Here is a 13,690-nt window from a genome sequence, read left to right on the forward strand (position 1 = left end):
CAGGCGGCCGCCTGGATCCGTCGGCCCTCGCCGATCTGCGCCGGGTGGTGGACGCCCAGGCGCTGCCCCTGGTCTAAGCGCGGGTGCCGGGCGCGCGGTCCGGCACCTGTAAGGCGATCAACACCCACAGCCCCACCAAGCCCAGCAGCCGGGCCAGAACCGCTGGCACCACGGGCACGCTGACCTGAAGAAGCTCGGCTGTCAGGGCCAGCCCACCCACCCCTGCCGCCAGCAGGGCAGGCACGGTGTGCTCCGAGTGCCGCTGAAAGGACTTTCCCGCGCGCCAGAAGTACGCCAAGGCGCTCAAGCTGATCAGGAGATCCAGCACCAGGCGACCAACCGGCGCGCCCAGCGGGGCCAGGACGGCCACTTCCCAGATGTAACTGACGGAGAGGCCCGCCAGACCGATCACACCCAGGACGCGAAACGCGGCGTCCTGCCAGGCCTGCGTGAAGAAGTTCTGCATCCCTTCAGGCTAGGGGGCCTCTGGTTGCCGCCAGCAGGGGCGCGCCGGTCGGGGCCGGCGCAGCAGGGGGCCATCAGGAGGCGTCATGCGTGTACCCCAGAGTTCCAGTTCCCTGCCCTGGCCCCAGCAGAGCCGGTGGCGAAGCTTCGTCAACGATCTGTTCCGCTTCTACAGCCGCCGCAGCACCTACGCCGTGATGATGACCACGCAGTACGGCACGGCGGCCGTCGATCCGCAGCACCAGGTGGTCTACCTCAGTCCGGAGCTGCTGCCCACCGCCCCACCTGGCACCGTGCGCCACGAGCCGGATGACGAGTTAGGGGTGCGCGCCCTGCTCATCCGGGGCCTCATGGCCCATGAGGCCGGGCACGTCCAGTTCAGCCTCGACAAACCGGCCGCCCTCTTGGGGCAGCTGTGGAACGCGCTGGAAGACGAGCGCATGGAGCGGCTCATGGCGCTGCGGTACCCCGAGCTGGAGGCGGCCTTTGCCTTCCTGGGCGACACGCTGGCTGAAAAGGTGTCCAGGGACTGGACCGGCTCTTCACTGGAAGGGTGCCTGGCCATGCGCTTCGAACACGACCGGCCGGAGCCCAAGTGGCACCCCGCCCAGCCTGACGAGTGGGCCGACGTCTGGCCGCTGGTTCAGGCGGCGTGGACCGCGCCAGACAGCGACCGCGTGGTCTGGATTTCCCGCTGCATCCTGGGGCTGCTGAGCAAGGCCGAGGACGCCGACGAGCAGCCATTTCCCCTGATCCTGCGTGCCGATGGCGCGGGCGATCAGTCGGCTGAGCCCAGCGGCGCGGGTGGCCCCCCCGGTGCAGGCCCAGCCGGGGCACCCGCGGACCCCGCCCCGCCTGCGCCCCCTGCTTCCACGGTCCAGGCCGATATTGAAGGCCCGGCCCGCGTCCTGGCCAGCGTGCTGCGCGAGCAGACGAAACTCGCCCGGAGCCGCGCCCACGACTCGAGGGGCCATCTGGACTTTCACCGCTATCTCGAAGGTCGCCAGCGGCTCTTCCGGCAGAAGGAGGTGCCGGAGCAGGCCCGCACCGTGCAGGTCACCTGGATTGTGGACCGCAGCGGCAGCATGGACCATGAGGGCCGCATGCAGAGTGCGGTGCAGGCGCTGCGCATGGGCGTGCGGGCCGCGCAGCTCGCGCAGGTGCCCACGCGGGTGCTGGCCTTCGATGACCAGGTCGAGGACGTCGTGACTCTGCGGTGCCGGCCCGAGCAGGCCATGACCCAGGTGGGCCAGCTCTCTGCCCGGGGCTCGACCCTGCTGGCGCCCGCCTTGAAGCAGGCGCTGAGCACGCCGCGGTTTCCCGGCGATCAACACGTCCACATCGTCATCTGTGACGGTGGCCTGGAACCGTCCGACATGCAGGCCTGCGGGCGACTCATCCGGGGACATCCAGACGTCACGGTCCTGCCGGTGCTGATCGGCGACGCGACAGAACCGGAATTGCTTGAGCAGTGGCGGCGCACCTTCGGCGTGCTGCTGGCCGCCCACGACCACACCCAACTGGCGCCGGTGATCCGCGCCCGACTCCGCGCCCTGCGGCGCTGACCCCTTTGGAGGATGTATGCAGCCATCTGTACTTAGGCACGACCACCTGGACGCCGACGTTCTGAGCCGACTGCGGCACGTCAACGCCCGCCTGACGGACTACCACGGTCTGCGGCTCACCGGCGCGGAGTACATGCGCCTGTGCCGCCTGATCACCCAGCGCCGCATTCCCTACCAGGTGCTGCGCCGTGACCACCAGAACCGGCAGATTCTGCGGCTGCGCTGGCGCGGCGTCACCCTGCTCCTGGTGTACTCCCCCGCGCGCGGCCTGCTGCACACCGCGCTGCACCCCCTGCGGGGCCTGAGCCCCAAACGTCGGCCCACCGGCCCGCAGGCCCGCCAGGTCGGCCGCGGGCACGCGTTCGCCCGGCGAGACCGTGCCGGGCGGCAGCGCCACGCAGACGCCAACATCGCCCTGATTCAGGTGGCGCGCCCTGCGGGCGCACAGGGAACGTGGAGGTCGAAATGACGCACATGAACGTGTCCAAGAGCAATTTCGGGAACTTCTTCAAGGCCACTCCCGCCCCGGTGGCGCCCGCGCCGGTCCTGTCAGCCCCTGTGCCGGTGCCCGCGCCGATAGCCCCCGCCGCGCCGCCAGAACCCGTGGCGGCCCCGACCACGGCTGTCATGACCTCACCAGAGATCACGACCACGCCTGTGCCGGTCCCCGTGGCCGCCCCCGCCCTGCCCCCAGCGGCTCTGCCCGCACAGGACGCCGCAGTGGTGCTCACACCACTGGCGGTGCCCACGCCTCCCGCCGAACCGGAGGCCGACGAGGACGAGCCTGGCGAAGATGACACCCAGGAAGAGCTGGATGAAAGCCCCGAACCCCCAGCCCTGCCGGTGGAGGAGCCTACGGAGACGCCTCTTCCTGCTGCGGCGGACGTGGAGCTGCCGGAGCCGACCGGTGAGGTGTTCGGGCACCTCGCCAGCCTGATGGCGCCGGGCAGTGCCCTGGCGTTCACGCTCAGCCTGCACGCGGACGGGCAGCTGACCGCCCAGGTCAAACCCCTCAACCTCCCAGCCCTGCCTGAACTGACCCTCACCGGCACGGTGGCGGAGTTCGATTCAGCAGAGTTCCTGCACTCGCTGCGGGATTACCGTCCTGCCGTTCAGGGCGGGCTGCGCGCCCAGGCCCAGCAGCAGCGCACAGCCGCCCAGAAGGCTCCCCCGGCGCCCGCTGCCGCTCCCGCCAAGCCCGCCAGCAGCGCGGCCACGCGCAACAAAGGCAGCCTGAAGATTACGGCGGATGTACCGGACGCCACCGTGAAAGGGCTGCTCGCCGGGCACCATGCGCCGCTGACCCTCGGAACCCAGGACCTGGATGCGGGCAAGTACAGCGTGGAAGTCTCGGCGCCCGGCTTCAAAACCGTCAAGCAGACCGTGCGGGTCGAACGCGGCAAGTCGGCCGAGCTGACCTTCACCCTGGGCGGCCGCCTGGACGTGCAGGCGCCCGAGGGAGCCGTCACCACCGTATTCGACGCGGCGGGACAGCCCGTCAACCCGGCCGGCCCCCTGCCCGAGGGCAGCTACAAGGTGATGGTCGAAGCTGAAGGCAAGAAGCCCTACACCTGGCACGGTTCCGTCAAAGGTGGCGTGGTGACCGTCACCGCCGCCCTGGAGGCGCTGCCACCCAGTCTGTTCACGTGAGGCGTCGGAGGGGCGCGGCCCCTCCAGCATGCCCAGCCACATTCGTTCCTTCAGGAGGACCACCATGGAAGCGCAAGCCATCAAACGCCAATTCGTGTATGACGATCTCAACGGCGGCACCCCCGTCGCCGACCCCATGCCGAGCGGCAGCCCCGACGACGTGCGCAAGCTGCTGGCCGTGCAGACGCCGTCCTTGACCAACGCCACCATTGAAGGCCCTGAAGTGAGCGGGGCCGTGCACACCTACCGGTTTCGCCGGGCCGTGGGCACCAAGGGCTGACGCACTGGGCCTGAGTGTCTCAGGCCCTTCTCCCTTTCGAGGTTTGCATGCTTGTTCACGCCGCGCCGGCCACCGTCCACACCCACCTGTCGCGCGAAGCGCTGAGCCTGAACGTCCGGCCATTGGCGGCCGCCCTTGCGCAGCGCGATCTGATGGGCACGACCACCACCGTTCTGGAGTACGTGCTGTCGGCGGTCCAGGCCTCGCTGCGCGCGCTCCCCTACGAGTTGGAAGCCGTGCTGGATCTCTACGACCACGGCGGCCAGTCCACCCTGCGCCTCCAGCTCCATTACGACCCTCAGCAGACGTTCACCGCCCTGTCGCTGGGCCCCGTCCGCAAGCGGCTTCACCGCATTCACCCGCAGGTCTTGCCCGCCTTCCTGCGGCGCGCGTCCTTGGTGGGTCTCCATGGCCTGCCCCTGTTCACCCCCACGGAGGCCCTCGGTCTGTACTCGCAAAACCACCTGTGCGGGGCAGAATCCGACGACGACTTTGCGGACAACATCACGGACTTCGGTATATGGGACGCGCCCCCGGACCTGCCGCGCGAGGAGGCCCTCGCCCTGGCCCGCCAGAAAGGCCTGCGAACGTTCGACGACGTGCAGCGCCTGGTGCCCGCGTTCGACCTGCACCTGAGCCCCGAGATGCCCGGCGTGACCTTGCCGACCGACGTGCAGGCGCTTCACGACCAGCTCTGCCGACTTGAAGCGCAGGTCAAAGCCCTGCCCCCATACACCGACGCCGAGTGCGAAGCGTCCTGTGAGCCTCTCTGGCCATACTTCCGCGAGAGCCTGCTGGTCGACCCCTTTCCCACGGCCACCCCGCGCCTCAGCTTTACCCGCGAGATGCAGGGAGAACTGGGGTACTTCGAAGGCGACTGTGTGCCCGTCCGCACTTTTCTGCTGGCAGACAGTGCCGATCTGGACCGCCTGGACCAGTACCTCCAGGCAGTCCCCGACCTTCAGCGCGGCCTGCGCCAGTGGCTGACCGACCTGAGCCGGCTGAGGAAGGCCACGTGAGGCTGCATGCCGCCCCGGCTCACCTTCAACTTGGCGGCACCAGCCACCTCCGGGAGCTGGGGGCGCTGTGTCTTGAGGGAGGCGTGCCCGTCAAGCGCCCGCCCACGCCCCAAGACACCCCGGACGCCTACATCCGAGCGGAAATCCTGCCCGAAGTGCACGCCCTCAAACTCCCTCTGAGCCTGGGCCTCCTGCGGCACGACGGCGGCCTGGCGGCCTACGTGATGGCCGACGATTCGAAAGGGCCAGAAACCGTGCGGCTGGCGGGCGCGGTCCAGCGCTGGGGCGCCCCCTTCCTGGCCGGGGTGCTGCCGCACCTGCACCGCGTCGCCCGGCCTGTCTTCCCCCTGCTCTCGCCCCTCACGGCAGGCGACCAGCTGCTCGGCATGTACGGCAACGTCAGCGCCCCTGCGGAACATCCAGAGATCGTCGAAGGCCTGGCCGATTGGCATGGCCTGGCGTTCACCACCCTGGACGACACCCAGACCCTCCTGGAAGGCGCCGGAAAGCCCACGCCGCGCGCCCTGCTGCGGGAATTCGGGCCGTTCCTGGGCCACACCGTCGCCCTGAGAGACCTGGCCGATCAGGCGCGCGCCCTGGACCACGCGGCGGTCGCCCTCATCCGTGACCTGATGGAGGGCGACACCCTCTTGGGCCGGTGGCCACTCATCACGCCGGACCACTGGCCCGATCTCCTGCACGCCCCCTGCAGCGTCGACGGTGAAGACCCGGTCGCCGCCCTGCTCGATCCGGCAGCCACACCGACGGACGTCAGCTGGTGCGCCCACGCCCTGCACGAGTGGCAAGACCAGACCAACGAATGTGGGACTCGTCCCCTGCATGCCTGGGACCTGACCGAGCCCGACCACCGGGCCAGTGCACTGGCATTTCTGCGGGTCGCCCCGGGGCTCACCCGTCATGTGCGCCGGGCCCTCCGTACCCTGCACCACGTCTATTAAAGACCAGACGAGTGGAGACCAGCTCTGGTCTATCATCTGGCGCCCTGACTCGCAGTGTTAAATTCGCACAACCCTTCAATCCCCCTTGACCTATCGCGTCCTCAATGGACTATGCAAAGATCAGCAGATCATCAATCCAATTTCCTGCGCACTTGCACAGGAGATTGGGTTTCTTCATCTATTACTACTTGGTAATTTTGAAAATTTGCCATTCTTACGTATGGGTGATCTTGACCGGGCATATTCTTTCGTACTAGATCCATAAGGATGAAAGGATCTCCACCGTTAAAATCTTCCCATTGAATCTGCTCTCCCAAAATGGGCCAGATACAGGCTGCATAACTTCTTGGTGGAGTACCGCCCATGCCCCTTGACACAACTCCACAGACACGACCTTGAGGATTACGCACAGGACCGCCGCTCATTCCTGGCATAAAATCGGCTTCCACATCGAAGTATGGAAAGGGACGCAACGAACCAAAGCCTTGCTCGTTGACTTCTTTTACGTTACCGCAGGCCTCTCTTGGATCATGAGCAAGCACAAACAAACCTTCAGTCAAGCCGTCATGAGCCAAAGAAGCAGCATAACCAAATGCTCTCATTCTCTCATTGATAGAAGGCGGGTTGGCTTCCAGTGAAGCAAACTCAATGGGAGTAGTTACTGGCACATCTTCATCACGCCAGACGCGTAATATGGCTATGTCATTACTGAAGCTTGATCGGTGTATCTGCCGCACGTTACGCCGCAAGCCATAACCACCTTTGATAAATTGTAATACAGAAATGGTCATAAAGTCTAAGTTTTCTGATTCGGGCCACTTAAAGGAATCTCGTTCAACATCAGGGTTATCTACAATTTTTGCAATAAGTGACGGAATATTATGCCAAGCAGTTAATAATATATCAGGAGCAATGAAAAAAGCAGTACCCACAGCATGACGCTTCTGGGTTTCATTATCTGTAGCAATTAAAGGTACAACCCAGTGCGTTTCAGGGGCGTCAAGGGCAGCAGGAACATTCACAGGACGGGTCAGCATTCTTTTCCTTGCCTTCTCCACCTTGCGTTTCCTGGCAGCCTTCAAAACCGCCTTAGTTTTTTTGGGCTTTGGCACAGTTCAGATTCTATTGGTACAGACCAGCTCTCCTCCGTCGTTTGGCGCCCTAAAGCACGGGCGTGGATCCACGCAGGTCCTCAATCCACCTTGGACTTACACCGCTTTCGATAGGGGTCGCCCGCCCTGCGGGGCGGGCAGCCGGCCCGCATGCAGATTCACCAGGCCGCCTCCAGGTTCACCACTCCCCGCCCGGTGCCTCTGTGCGGCATCGACCATCTCCTTCAGGCGGGGGCCCCCGCGAGCGCGCCCCAGCCCGGCGACACGCCTGCCGGCTGGGCGGTGACTGGGCTCCTGCGTCCCAGCCTCATGCCCCTGGTCCCGCTGGACTGCACCTGCCGCGTCTACCGCGCCGACTCGGCCGCCGACACCCTCTCGGTCAGTTTTGAGCGCGACACCTACGGCGTGCGCAAACGCCACATCGGCCACCTGCCCGACCTGTACGCTGGTCTCCCGCCCGACACCCTGGGCAGCGTGCTGCACCACCTCAACGCGGCGTCCATGCGGGTGTGGCCCATCTTCACCCCCGAAGACGCCCTGCACTACCTGCACCCCATGGCCGACCTCTGGACCGTGCACGGCCAGGCCGACGCCGTGCGGCAGGTCGCCTGGGATTACGGCCTGGAAGGTGAAGACGTGGACGACCTGGAAGCGGGCCTGGCCGACGAAGGGGTTACTTCGCCCCGCGCCACCGCCCAGACCCTGCGGCCCTACTGCGCGCCTGAACCCCTCAGCCTGGCGGCCCTCATGCGGCTGGGCCAGGACCACGCCCATCTGGGCCGGGTCCTGCGGCCGCTGCAGACCCTGGTGGCGCTGGACGCGCAGCTGCCCACCATGACCTGGGCCGACCGGGAGGCGGCCGAAGCGGGGCCGCACACCTCTGCGACCGTGGTCGGCGCCACCACCCTGCTGGCACTCAGCAACCCCGGTGATGAGGCCTTGTGCACAGTCGAGCACGCCCTGTCCGAACTGGGCGATCAGGGCATCAACACCAGCTTCGCCCCGCACTGGGCGGTGCACCTGAACAGCCTGGCCGCCGCCGAGCGCCTGCTCACGTACATCAGGGTCGCGCCGCGCGTGGCCCGCGCGGCCCAGGCGGTCGTCACCCAACTTACCTGGAGGCCTTCATGACCCAAGCTGAACTGCTCCGCTGGCTCCGCTCCGCCCCCGCCAATCCTCAGGAAGCCGGAGCCAAGCTCCTGACTGAAGACCGCTCGCCTCAACACCAGCACCTCGCCAAAGCGGTGGGGAACCTCACCCATGCCGGGCCACCTCTGCACCGCCCCCTGGCCGAGGACGCCGAGCTGCTGCCATGAAATTGCACGGCGCCGTGCCCCAGTGGCGGAGCGACCTGCCCGCCGTCCAACGGGACGCCTTGCGGCTGCTGGCCCGGCGCGGCCTCCTGCCCGGCCAGCCCGAGCCGGGTGACACCCTGCCCACCTTTCTGGAAGCGGCGCTCCAGCGCCGCCTGACATCCCGGTTCCCGGCCGCGGCCTGTCCCCGGCTACACCTCTCCATGGGCGCTGTGCACGCCACCTTGACGGTGACCTACGAAGCCCCGCTGGACTTCCGCACCATCTCTCAGGCCATGCAGGCCGCCACACCCCTGCCCTGGCTGCACAGCGCCCTGGCCCATCTCAGTGTCACCAGCTGGCTCGCCCAGGCGGTCTGGACGCCGTACGACACCTGGCACCACTACTTGCGCCACTGGGGCGACGTCGCCAGTTTCCGGCAGAACTGCGCTGCAGAGCTTCAGGTCGCGCCGAGCAGCTTGAGTGACACCGAGGTCGAGGCCTGGGCCGAGACCCACAGCCTCCTGCACCCCTGGGCCGTCGCCCGCCAGTTGCGCCTGGACCCCGACGCCCAGGTGCTCAGTCTCCCCACCCTGGCTGCACAGGCCCCGTCGCCCCTGCACCGCCGCATCGTAGAGGGGCTGACCACCCTCAAGGCCCTCGACCGCCGGGTGCCGGCCCGCTTCAGTCCCCCCCACCGGCCCCTGCCCCAGGTGATCCTGGCCCTGGACGGCGACGAAGACCTGACCCTGGAGCTGGCCAGCGAATTCGTGGAGTACGGCCGCCCCCTCTCCCCCACCCTCAGCGTGGCCGTGGAAGGGCACCCCCTGCGCGTCTTCACCACCTACGTCCGGTCGGCCCATGAGCTGTTCCGGACCACCGACGACCTGCTCACGCAGTTCCAAGACTTATAGGTCGCGCCTCTTCTGCTCACGCAGTTTCAAGACCTGTAGGTCGCGCCCCTTCAGGGCGCAGGGGCCCGGCAGGAGGACCTCATGCACGTTGATATCCAGATTGATGCCGGCCGCGACTACCAGCCCCACAGCGCCATCCTGGTCTACCGCGACCGGCAGTCCGGGCACACCATCGCCGAAGCCCACCCCGCCTACCGCCAGGGCACCGAGTTCCACGTGGCCGAAGCCCATCCCCTCACCAGCGGCGACGTCGTCGACCTGCTCAGCCAGCTCGGGGCCACCGCCCTGCAATTTGTGCCCGCGCACGCGGTGGCCGCCAGCGCCCTGGCGGTCGCCTGGTGGGTCCCCGCCCAACCCCGCGCCCTCTTCTTCCTCAGCCACACCGACGAAGCGGTCAACGCCCTCAGCGGTCAGGTCTTCCCCCAGCCGCCCCTGCTGTTCATCGCCCGCCAGGGCCACCTCTCGGTCTACGCCCTGGCTGAAGATGAACGGCCAGGCCCCGACACGCCGCTGATGGCCGCCCCTTACTTCAACATCTTCACGGGCCACGGGGTCTGCAAGGGCAGCACGCCTTACCCCGGGCATGTGGACGCCACCCGCACCGCCGAGTGGGAACAGGCCTTCTTCGGCTCGAACTTCACCCACCACGCCTCCGGTACCCGGAAGATCACCCGCTTCGGGGGCTCGCACGCGGAACTGTGGCAGGCGGCCGCTCAGGCGGGCCGCTTTGACCCAGCCTGGCTGGTGGCCACCGGCACCACCCTCAAGGAGGCCCTCGGATGACCCGACGCTACCTGCCCAACCTCAAGACCCCCCTCCGCATCGCGGTCGTCGGCTGCGGCGGTACCGGCAGCCATGTCCTGTCGGGCCTCACCCACCTGCACCACGCCCTGCTGGCCCTGGGCGGCGCAGGCCTCGACGTGGTGGCCTACGACCCCGACACCGTGGAGAGTCACAACGTCGTGCGCCAGCGCTTCTACCCCAGCGACGTCGGCCGGGTCAAAAGCGAGGTCCTGATCACCCGCATCAACCGCGCGCACGGCCTCCAGTGGCGCTCGGTGCCCCGCACCTTCGCCGAGGGACCCAATCACCGCAAATGGGAGGTCGTCATCGGGTGCGTCGATTCGCGGGCCGGGCGCGCCGAGATCCGGCGCCTGGTCACGTCGGGTCCCTGTGACCACACCCGCTTCTGGCTCGACATCGGCAACGCCCGCTTTCCCGATGGCCGCTTCGGGGGCCAGGTGGTCCTGGGCGAGCCCTGCAACAACCGCAACTGGCGCTCCCGGCGCGCGGGGCGTCTGCCCATCGCCAGCGAACTGTACCCCGAGCTGGTCAATACCCGCCTGCCGGAGGACGACCAGCCCTCGTGCAGCGCCCTGGAGAGTCTGAAGCGCCAGGACCTCTTCCTGAACGCCCTGCTCGCCCAGCACGCCCTGAACATCCTGTGGCGGGTCCTGCTCGACCGCCGGCTCGATGTCACGGGGGTGTTCCTAGACGCCAGCAGCCACGTGGTCATGCCCGTGCGGGCGCCCACCGCTGAGGCACTCGCTGAAGCAAGTTGACCTCGGCCAATCACTGGAGAGGCCGCCTGGCCTCTCCCCTGCTCTGGCGGGAACCAGATTCCAGCCACCGTGAGGTCATCCATGACTGTCCTGCCTTCTGCCTGGGTGCTCGGCACCCCCAGCGGCCCCCTGGCCGTCAGCCCGTCCAAGGCCCTCGCCGAGGAGGCGGCCCACCACCTGTCGAGCTGCGCGCACCTCGACTTCACCGTCACGCCCTTGCGCGGCGCGGCCACCGATGCTTGGGACCATCCACTGCCCTACCTGACCAGCACCACAGCCCTCACGCCCATCTTGGCGGTGCAGGTGACCTTCGACTTAGAAGACCGGCAGCGCCACACCGAACTGGTCTGGCGGCTGCCCCTCCTGATCTGGGAGGACGCGCGGCTGTGGGGCACCACCCTGCGCGCCATGTCCCAGTGCCGCGTGCACGCCATGCAGCTGCTCGACACCCACCTGCCCTTGCTCCAGGCCAACCTCAAGCACGGCCAGTAGCAGAGGGCGCGGCCCGCGGGGCCGCAGGGGAAGTGGCGGAGGTTTCACATGACTCAACACGCCCCCGAGAAAGCCGCCGCCCTGCTGCGCCGCCGCGCCGCTGGCCTAGAAACCCGCGCCGCCCGCAAGGAAGAACCCCGGTACGTGGGCCAGAACATGACCCGCCGGCGCGCCGCCGAAGCCGACAGTGTGGCCGCCGATGCCCGGAAACTCCGGCTCCTGCAAGGCGCGTATCTCGCCGTCGCCCAGGGGCTGGAACAAGGCACCCTGCCCGAGGGTCTGCACGGCGTCACCGCCCCGCCCCTCATCGAGCGCCTGATCAGCCGCCGCCCGGACCTGGCCGCCGACCTGCTGGAGGTCCTGGTGTCCAACGAGGAGCTGGCCGCGCTCCAGGCGCAGTGCCCAGGTGAAGAAGTCCTGCACGACATCGAGGCGCAGCCCACCCAGTACGGGTGGCGGCGCGCGGTACCGCTGTCCCTCATTCCAGAGCTGCTCGCCCTGGTGGATGGGCTGACCGACCCCTTCGCCGGGCTTCCGCCCCATCAACCGTGCCTGCTGCCAACCCTGGTGACCTGGCGTCAGGTCACCGACGCGGGGCTGACCACGCCCGCGCATTTAGTGCTGGCCGCCGAATGCCTGCATGACCTGAGTCAAGGCCGCCTGAACCCAGTCACCGCCCAGCGGCAGCACCTCGCGGCCCTGGAGCGGGGTTTGATCGGGGTGCGGCTGCCGGGCTTCTTCCCCACGCCACCTGCGCTGGCCACCCAGATGGTGCGATGGGCCGAGCTCCACCCTGGCCTGACCCTTTTGGAGCCGCAGGCGGGCAAGGGCGACCTGGTCGACGCCGCACTGGCGGCCGAACCTACCCTGCAAGTCACCGTCTGTGAGCGGTCAGGCCAGCTGCGCGACATCTTGAGCGCCAAGGGCTATGCCCCGGTGGGTGACGATTCGATGGCGCTCCGGGGCCGCTGGGAGCGTATCCTGATGAATCCCCCTTTTGAGCAGTTGGCGGATATTGACCACATCCGGCACGCCGCTTCCCTGCTGGCGCCGGACGGCCTCCTCGTGGCGGTGGTCAGCGAGAGTCCGTTCTTCCGGCGCGAGACGAAGGCCCAGGCCTTCCGAGACTGGCTGACGGCCTCCCAGGCGGACGTGATCCAGAACGACCCGGACGCCTTCCGGGTCTGCACCACCGGCCACAGTGCAGGGGTTCAGACGCGCTTGATTCGCCTGCGCGCTACGCAGCTGCCTCTATGAAGGGCAGCCCAATCGGCCAACCGGAGGAAGGGCGCCCTGGTGACCTGGTGGAAGCAGAGGGGACAGATCAGCACGCAGTGGCCCCTGCTCTGCCTTCAGATCCAGAGTTGGAGCGGCAGGTCTTCCACCACCTGGCCCAGGCGCTGCGCGAGGTCGCCCCCGATCTCTGAGGACTCCAGAGGTCGCGCAGGCGCACAGAGGGCAGGCATGACCTCAATCACGCCTCCCCTGACCCGCCTGGACATCATCCACGGGGCCTTTCGCCTGCAGGCTGAGCCAGGCGCGGACGGCCTCGACACCATCACGGTGACCCACGTCGCCTCTGGCCTGACGGCCACCCCAGCCGAGGCCAAGCTGCGCCGCGTGGCGTTCCTCTGCGGCCCGGACGGCTGGCGGCGGGTCCCCCGCGCCACCACCCTCGACATTGAAGCCACGCTGCTGGCCTTCAATGGCCGGCCCACCACAATGGCCGACCGCCTCCGGATGGACGCCATTTTGATGCCATAGGGCAAGGGTCGCGCGCTTCGCGCGCGGCAGGGGGCACCATGAGCGCACCGCAACGGTTCAACCCCGCCCTGTGGCAACGCCCGGTGCCGGACACGCCTACGCCCCCCCCAGCGGCCCCTGTGGCGGTCTCTGTCCCGCCGGCCCCCGCACCGCTAGACGCTCCACCTGCCCCCGCACCTGAGCCGCTGCCGCGCGCCGCCTGGGCGCCCCCTGTCACCCCCAAGCCAGCTGGTGGCCGTGAGTACCCGGTCAAGTTGGCCCTGCCGCCCGACATGACCCGGGCGCAGTGCGAAGCGGCCTATCTCCAGCTCAGTGATGAGATTCGGGCGCGCTTCCCTGGGGCCTACTCCGCCCAGGTGATGGCCCAGCCGGGTCGCCACGGGCGGCCGGGCAGTGACCATCTGCTGATTCGCAACCGGCACGGGTACCCCCTGGTGCTAGAGCGGGGCGACGGTGCGCTGCCCTTCGATCTGCTGGACCGCCTGCTGCACCTCACGGGGCATGGCGACTGGGTGCTGGCTACCCACGACTAAAACCCCCCCCAGTGCCGCCCTGGAAGGGATGGACTCTCTAAGGGTCGCGCCGGGCGGCGCGGCGGATGAAGCGGAGGTTGCCC

General features: G+C 68.0%; 18 protein-coding genes. 16 read left to right on the forward strand and 2 right to left on the reverse strand.

What is annotated here, in order from left to right; all coding sequences use genetic code 11:
• Positions 1-73: 73 nt before the first annotated feature.
• Positions 74-466 (reverse strand): hypothetical protein, encoded by a 393-nt coding sequence (locus tag K7W42_RS14780; RefSeq protein ID WP_157459582.1) that lies wholly within the window; start codon positions 464-466, stop codon positions 74-76.
• 85 nt (positions 467-551) lie between these two features.
• On the opposite strand from K7W42_RS14780, the gene K7W42_RS14785 reads away from it, so the two are divergent.
• From K7W42_RS14785 to K7W42_RS14810, 6 genes are all read left to right on the forward strand, one after another.
• The gene (locus K7W42_RS14785) at positions 552-2,030 is read left to right on the forward strand and encodes a vWA domain-containing protein (protein WP_157459581.1); all 1,479 of its coding nucleotides are present in this window, start codon (positions 552-554) and stop codon (positions 2,028-2,030) included.
• Positions 2,031-2,046: 16 nt separating this feature from the next.
• Entirely contained in the window at positions 2,047-2,499 is a 453-nt protein-coding gene (locus K7W42_RS14790; RefSeq protein ID WP_157459580.1) for a hypothetical protein, read from the forward strand.
• Positions 2,496-3,680 (forward strand): PEGA domain-containing protein, encoded by a 1,185-nt coding sequence (locus K7W42_RS14795; protein WP_157459579.1) that lies wholly within the window; start codon positions 2,496-2,498, stop codon positions 3,678-3,680. Before K7W42_RS14790 ends, K7W42_RS14795 begins: the two co-directional genes overlap by 4 nt.
• A 64-nt stretch (positions 3,681-3,744) precedes the next feature.
• Entirely contained in the window at positions 3,745-3,960 is a 216-nt protein-coding gene (locus K7W42_RS14800; protein WP_157459578.1) for a PRTRC system protein C, read from the forward strand.
• A 47-nt stretch (positions 3,961-4,007) separates the two neighbouring features.
• Positions 4,008-4,979: a hypothetical protein gene (locus K7W42_RS14805; protein ID WP_157459577.1), complete on the forward strand. Its 972-nt coding sequence runs from the start codon at positions 4,008-4,010 to the stop codon at positions 4,977-4,979.
• Positions 4,976-5,938: a hypothetical protein gene (locus K7W42_RS14810; protein WP_157459576.1), complete on the forward strand. Its 963-nt coding sequence runs from the start codon at positions 4,976-4,978 to the stop codon at positions 5,936-5,938. Before K7W42_RS14805 ends, K7W42_RS14810 begins: the two co-directional genes overlap by 4 nt.
• A gap of 131 nt (positions 5,939-6,069) precedes the next feature.
• On the opposite strand, the gene K7W42_RS14815 is transcribed toward K7W42_RS14810, so the two are convergent.
• On the reverse strand, positions 6,070-7,050 hold the full coding sequence (locus K7W42_RS14815) for a S1 family peptidase (protein ID WP_157459575.1): 981 nt from the start codon (positions 7,048-7,050) through the stop codon (positions 6,070-6,072).
• 150 nt (positions 7,051-7,200) lie between these two features.
• Here K7W42_RS14815 and K7W42_RS14820 point away from each other — a divergent pair, with 150 nt between their 5' ends.
• The 10 genes from K7W42_RS14820 to K7W42_RS14865 all read left to right on the forward strand — a co-directional run bounded on the left by K7W42_RS14820 (position 7,201) and on the right by K7W42_RS14865 (position 13,607).
• Positions 7,201-8,181, forward strand: a complete 981-nt coding sequence (locus K7W42_RS14820) for a hypothetical protein (protein WP_157459574.1) — start codon at positions 7,201-7,203, stop codon at positions 8,179-8,181.
• On the forward strand, positions 8,178-8,366 hold the full coding sequence (locus K7W42_RS14825; RefSeq protein WP_157459573.1) for a hypothetical protein: 189 nt from the start codon (positions 8,178-8,180) through the stop codon (positions 8,364-8,366). The genes K7W42_RS14820 and K7W42_RS14825 overlap by 4 nt, the downstream gene beginning before the upstream one ends.
• Positions 8,363-9,256, forward strand: a complete 894-nt coding sequence (locus K7W42_RS14830) for a hypothetical protein (protein WP_157459572.1) — start codon at positions 8,363-8,365, stop codon at positions 9,254-9,256. The genes K7W42_RS14825 and K7W42_RS14830 overlap by 4 nt, the downstream gene beginning before the upstream one ends.
• Before the next feature lie 81 nt (positions 9,257-9,337).
• Positions 9,338-10,039, forward strand: a complete 702-nt coding sequence (locus K7W42_RS14835; protein WP_157459571.1) for a PRTRC system protein B — start codon at positions 9,338-9,340, stop codon at positions 10,037-10,039.
• A complete protein-coding gene (locus K7W42_RS14840; RefSeq protein WP_157459570.1) occupies positions 10,036-10,818 on the forward strand; it encodes a PRTRC system ThiF family protein in 783 nt (260 codons plus the stop codon). The genes K7W42_RS14835 and K7W42_RS14840 overlap by 4 nt, the downstream gene beginning before the upstream one ends.
• Positions 10,819-10,899: 81 nt before the next feature.
• Positions 10,900-11,310, forward strand: a complete 411-nt coding sequence (locus K7W42_RS14845) for a hypothetical protein (protein ID WP_157459569.1) — start codon at positions 10,900-10,902, stop codon at positions 11,308-11,310.
• Between the two features lie 48 nt (positions 11,311-11,358).
• Positions 11,359-12,567, forward strand: coding sequence for a class I SAM-dependent methyltransferase (locus tag K7W42_RS14850; protein ID WP_157459568.1), 1,209 nt, complete (start codon positions 11,359-11,361; stop codon positions 12,565-12,567).
• Positions 12,564-12,737 (forward strand): hypothetical protein, encoded by a 174-nt coding sequence (locus K7W42_RS14855; RefSeq protein WP_157459567.1) that lies wholly within the window; start codon positions 12,564-12,566, stop codon positions 12,735-12,737. Before K7W42_RS14850 ends, K7W42_RS14855 begins: the two co-directional genes overlap by 4 nt.
• Before the next feature lie 37 nt (positions 12,738-12,774).
• Positions 12,775-13,074, forward strand: coding sequence for a hypothetical protein (locus K7W42_RS14860; protein ID WP_157459566.1), 300 nt, complete (start codon positions 12,775-12,777; stop codon positions 13,072-13,074).
• Between the two features lie 38 nt (positions 13,075-13,112).
• Positions 13,113-13,607 carry a hypothetical protein gene (locus K7W42_RS14865; protein WP_157459565.1) on the forward strand — a complete coding sequence of 165 codons (495 nt, stop codon included), beginning with the start codon at positions 13,113-13,115 and terminating at the stop codon, positions 13,605-13,607.
• Positions 13,608-13,690: the final 83 nt, after the last annotated feature.

Origin of the sequence: Deinococcus betulae (assembly GCF_020166395.1) — a bacterium.
Classification (GTDB): domain Bacteria; phylum Deinococcota; class Deinococci; order Deinococcales; family Deinococcaceae; genus Deinococcus; species Deinococcus betulae.

Excerpts from the sequence above, each read along its gene's own strand:
- K7W42_RS14835 (WP_157459571.1), top strand. The coding sequence starts at position 9,338 with ATGCACGTTGATATCCAGATTGATGCCGGCCGCGACTACCAGCCCCAC.
- K7W42_RS14785 (WP_157459581.1), top strand. The coding sequence starts at position 552 with ATGCGTGTACCCCAGAGTTCCAGTTCCCTGCCCTGGCCCCAGCAGAGC.
- K7W42_RS14860 (WP_157459566.1), top strand. The coding sequence starts at position 12,775 with ATGACCTCAATCACGCCTCCCCTGACCCGCCTGGACATCATCCACGGG.
- K7W42_RS14795 (WP_157459579.1), top strand. The coding sequence starts at position 2,496 with ATGACGCACATGAACGTGTCCAAGAGCAATTTCGGGAACTTCTTCAAG.
- K7W42_RS14820 (WP_157459574.1), top strand. The coding sequence starts at position 7,201 with ATGCAGATTCACCAGGCCGCCTCCAGGTTCACCACTCCCCGCCCGGTG.
- K7W42_RS14825 (WP_157459573.1), top strand. The coding sequence starts at position 8,178 with ATGACCCAAGCTGAACTGCTCCGCTGGCTCCGCTCCGCCCCCGCCAAT.
- K7W42_RS14855 (WP_157459567.1), top strand. The coding sequence starts at position 12,564 with ATGAAGGGCAGCCCAATCGGCCAACCGGAGGAAGGGCGCCCTGGTGAC.
- K7W42_RS14865 (WP_157459565.1), top strand. The coding sequence starts at position 13,113 with ATGAGCGCACCGCAACGGTTCAACCCCGCCCTGTGGCAACGCCCGGTG.
- K7W42_RS14805 (WP_157459577.1), top strand. The coding sequence starts at position 4,008 with ATGCTTGTTCACGCCGCGCCGGCCACCGTCCACACCCACCTGTCGCGC.
- K7W42_RS14790 (WP_157459580.1), top strand. The coding sequence starts at position 2,047 with ATGCAGCCATCTGTACTTAGGCACGACCACCTGGACGCCGACGTTCTG.
- K7W42_RS14780 (WP_157459582.1), bottom strand. The coding sequence starts at position 466 with ATGCAGAACTTCTTCACGCAGGCCTGGCAGGACGCCGCGTTTCGCGTC.
- K7W42_RS14850 (WP_157459568.1), top strand. The coding sequence starts at position 11,359 with ATGACTCAACACGCCCCCGAGAAAGCCGCCGCCCTGCTGCGCCGCCGC.
- K7W42_RS14830 (WP_157459572.1), top strand. The coding sequence starts at position 8,363 with ATGAAATTGCACGGCGCCGTGCCCCAGTGGCGGAGCGACCTGCCCGCC.
- K7W42_RS14840 (WP_157459570.1), top strand. The coding sequence starts at position 10,036 with ATGACCCGACGCTACCTGCCCAACCTCAAGACCCCCCTCCGCATCGCG.
- K7W42_RS14800 (WP_157459578.1), top strand. The coding sequence starts at position 3,745 with ATGGAAGCGCAAGCCATCAAACGCCAATTCGTGTATGACGATCTCAAC.
- K7W42_RS14845 (WP_157459569.1), top strand. The coding sequence starts at position 10,900 with ATGACTGTCCTGCCTTCTGCCTGGGTGCTCGGCACCCCCAGCGGCCCC.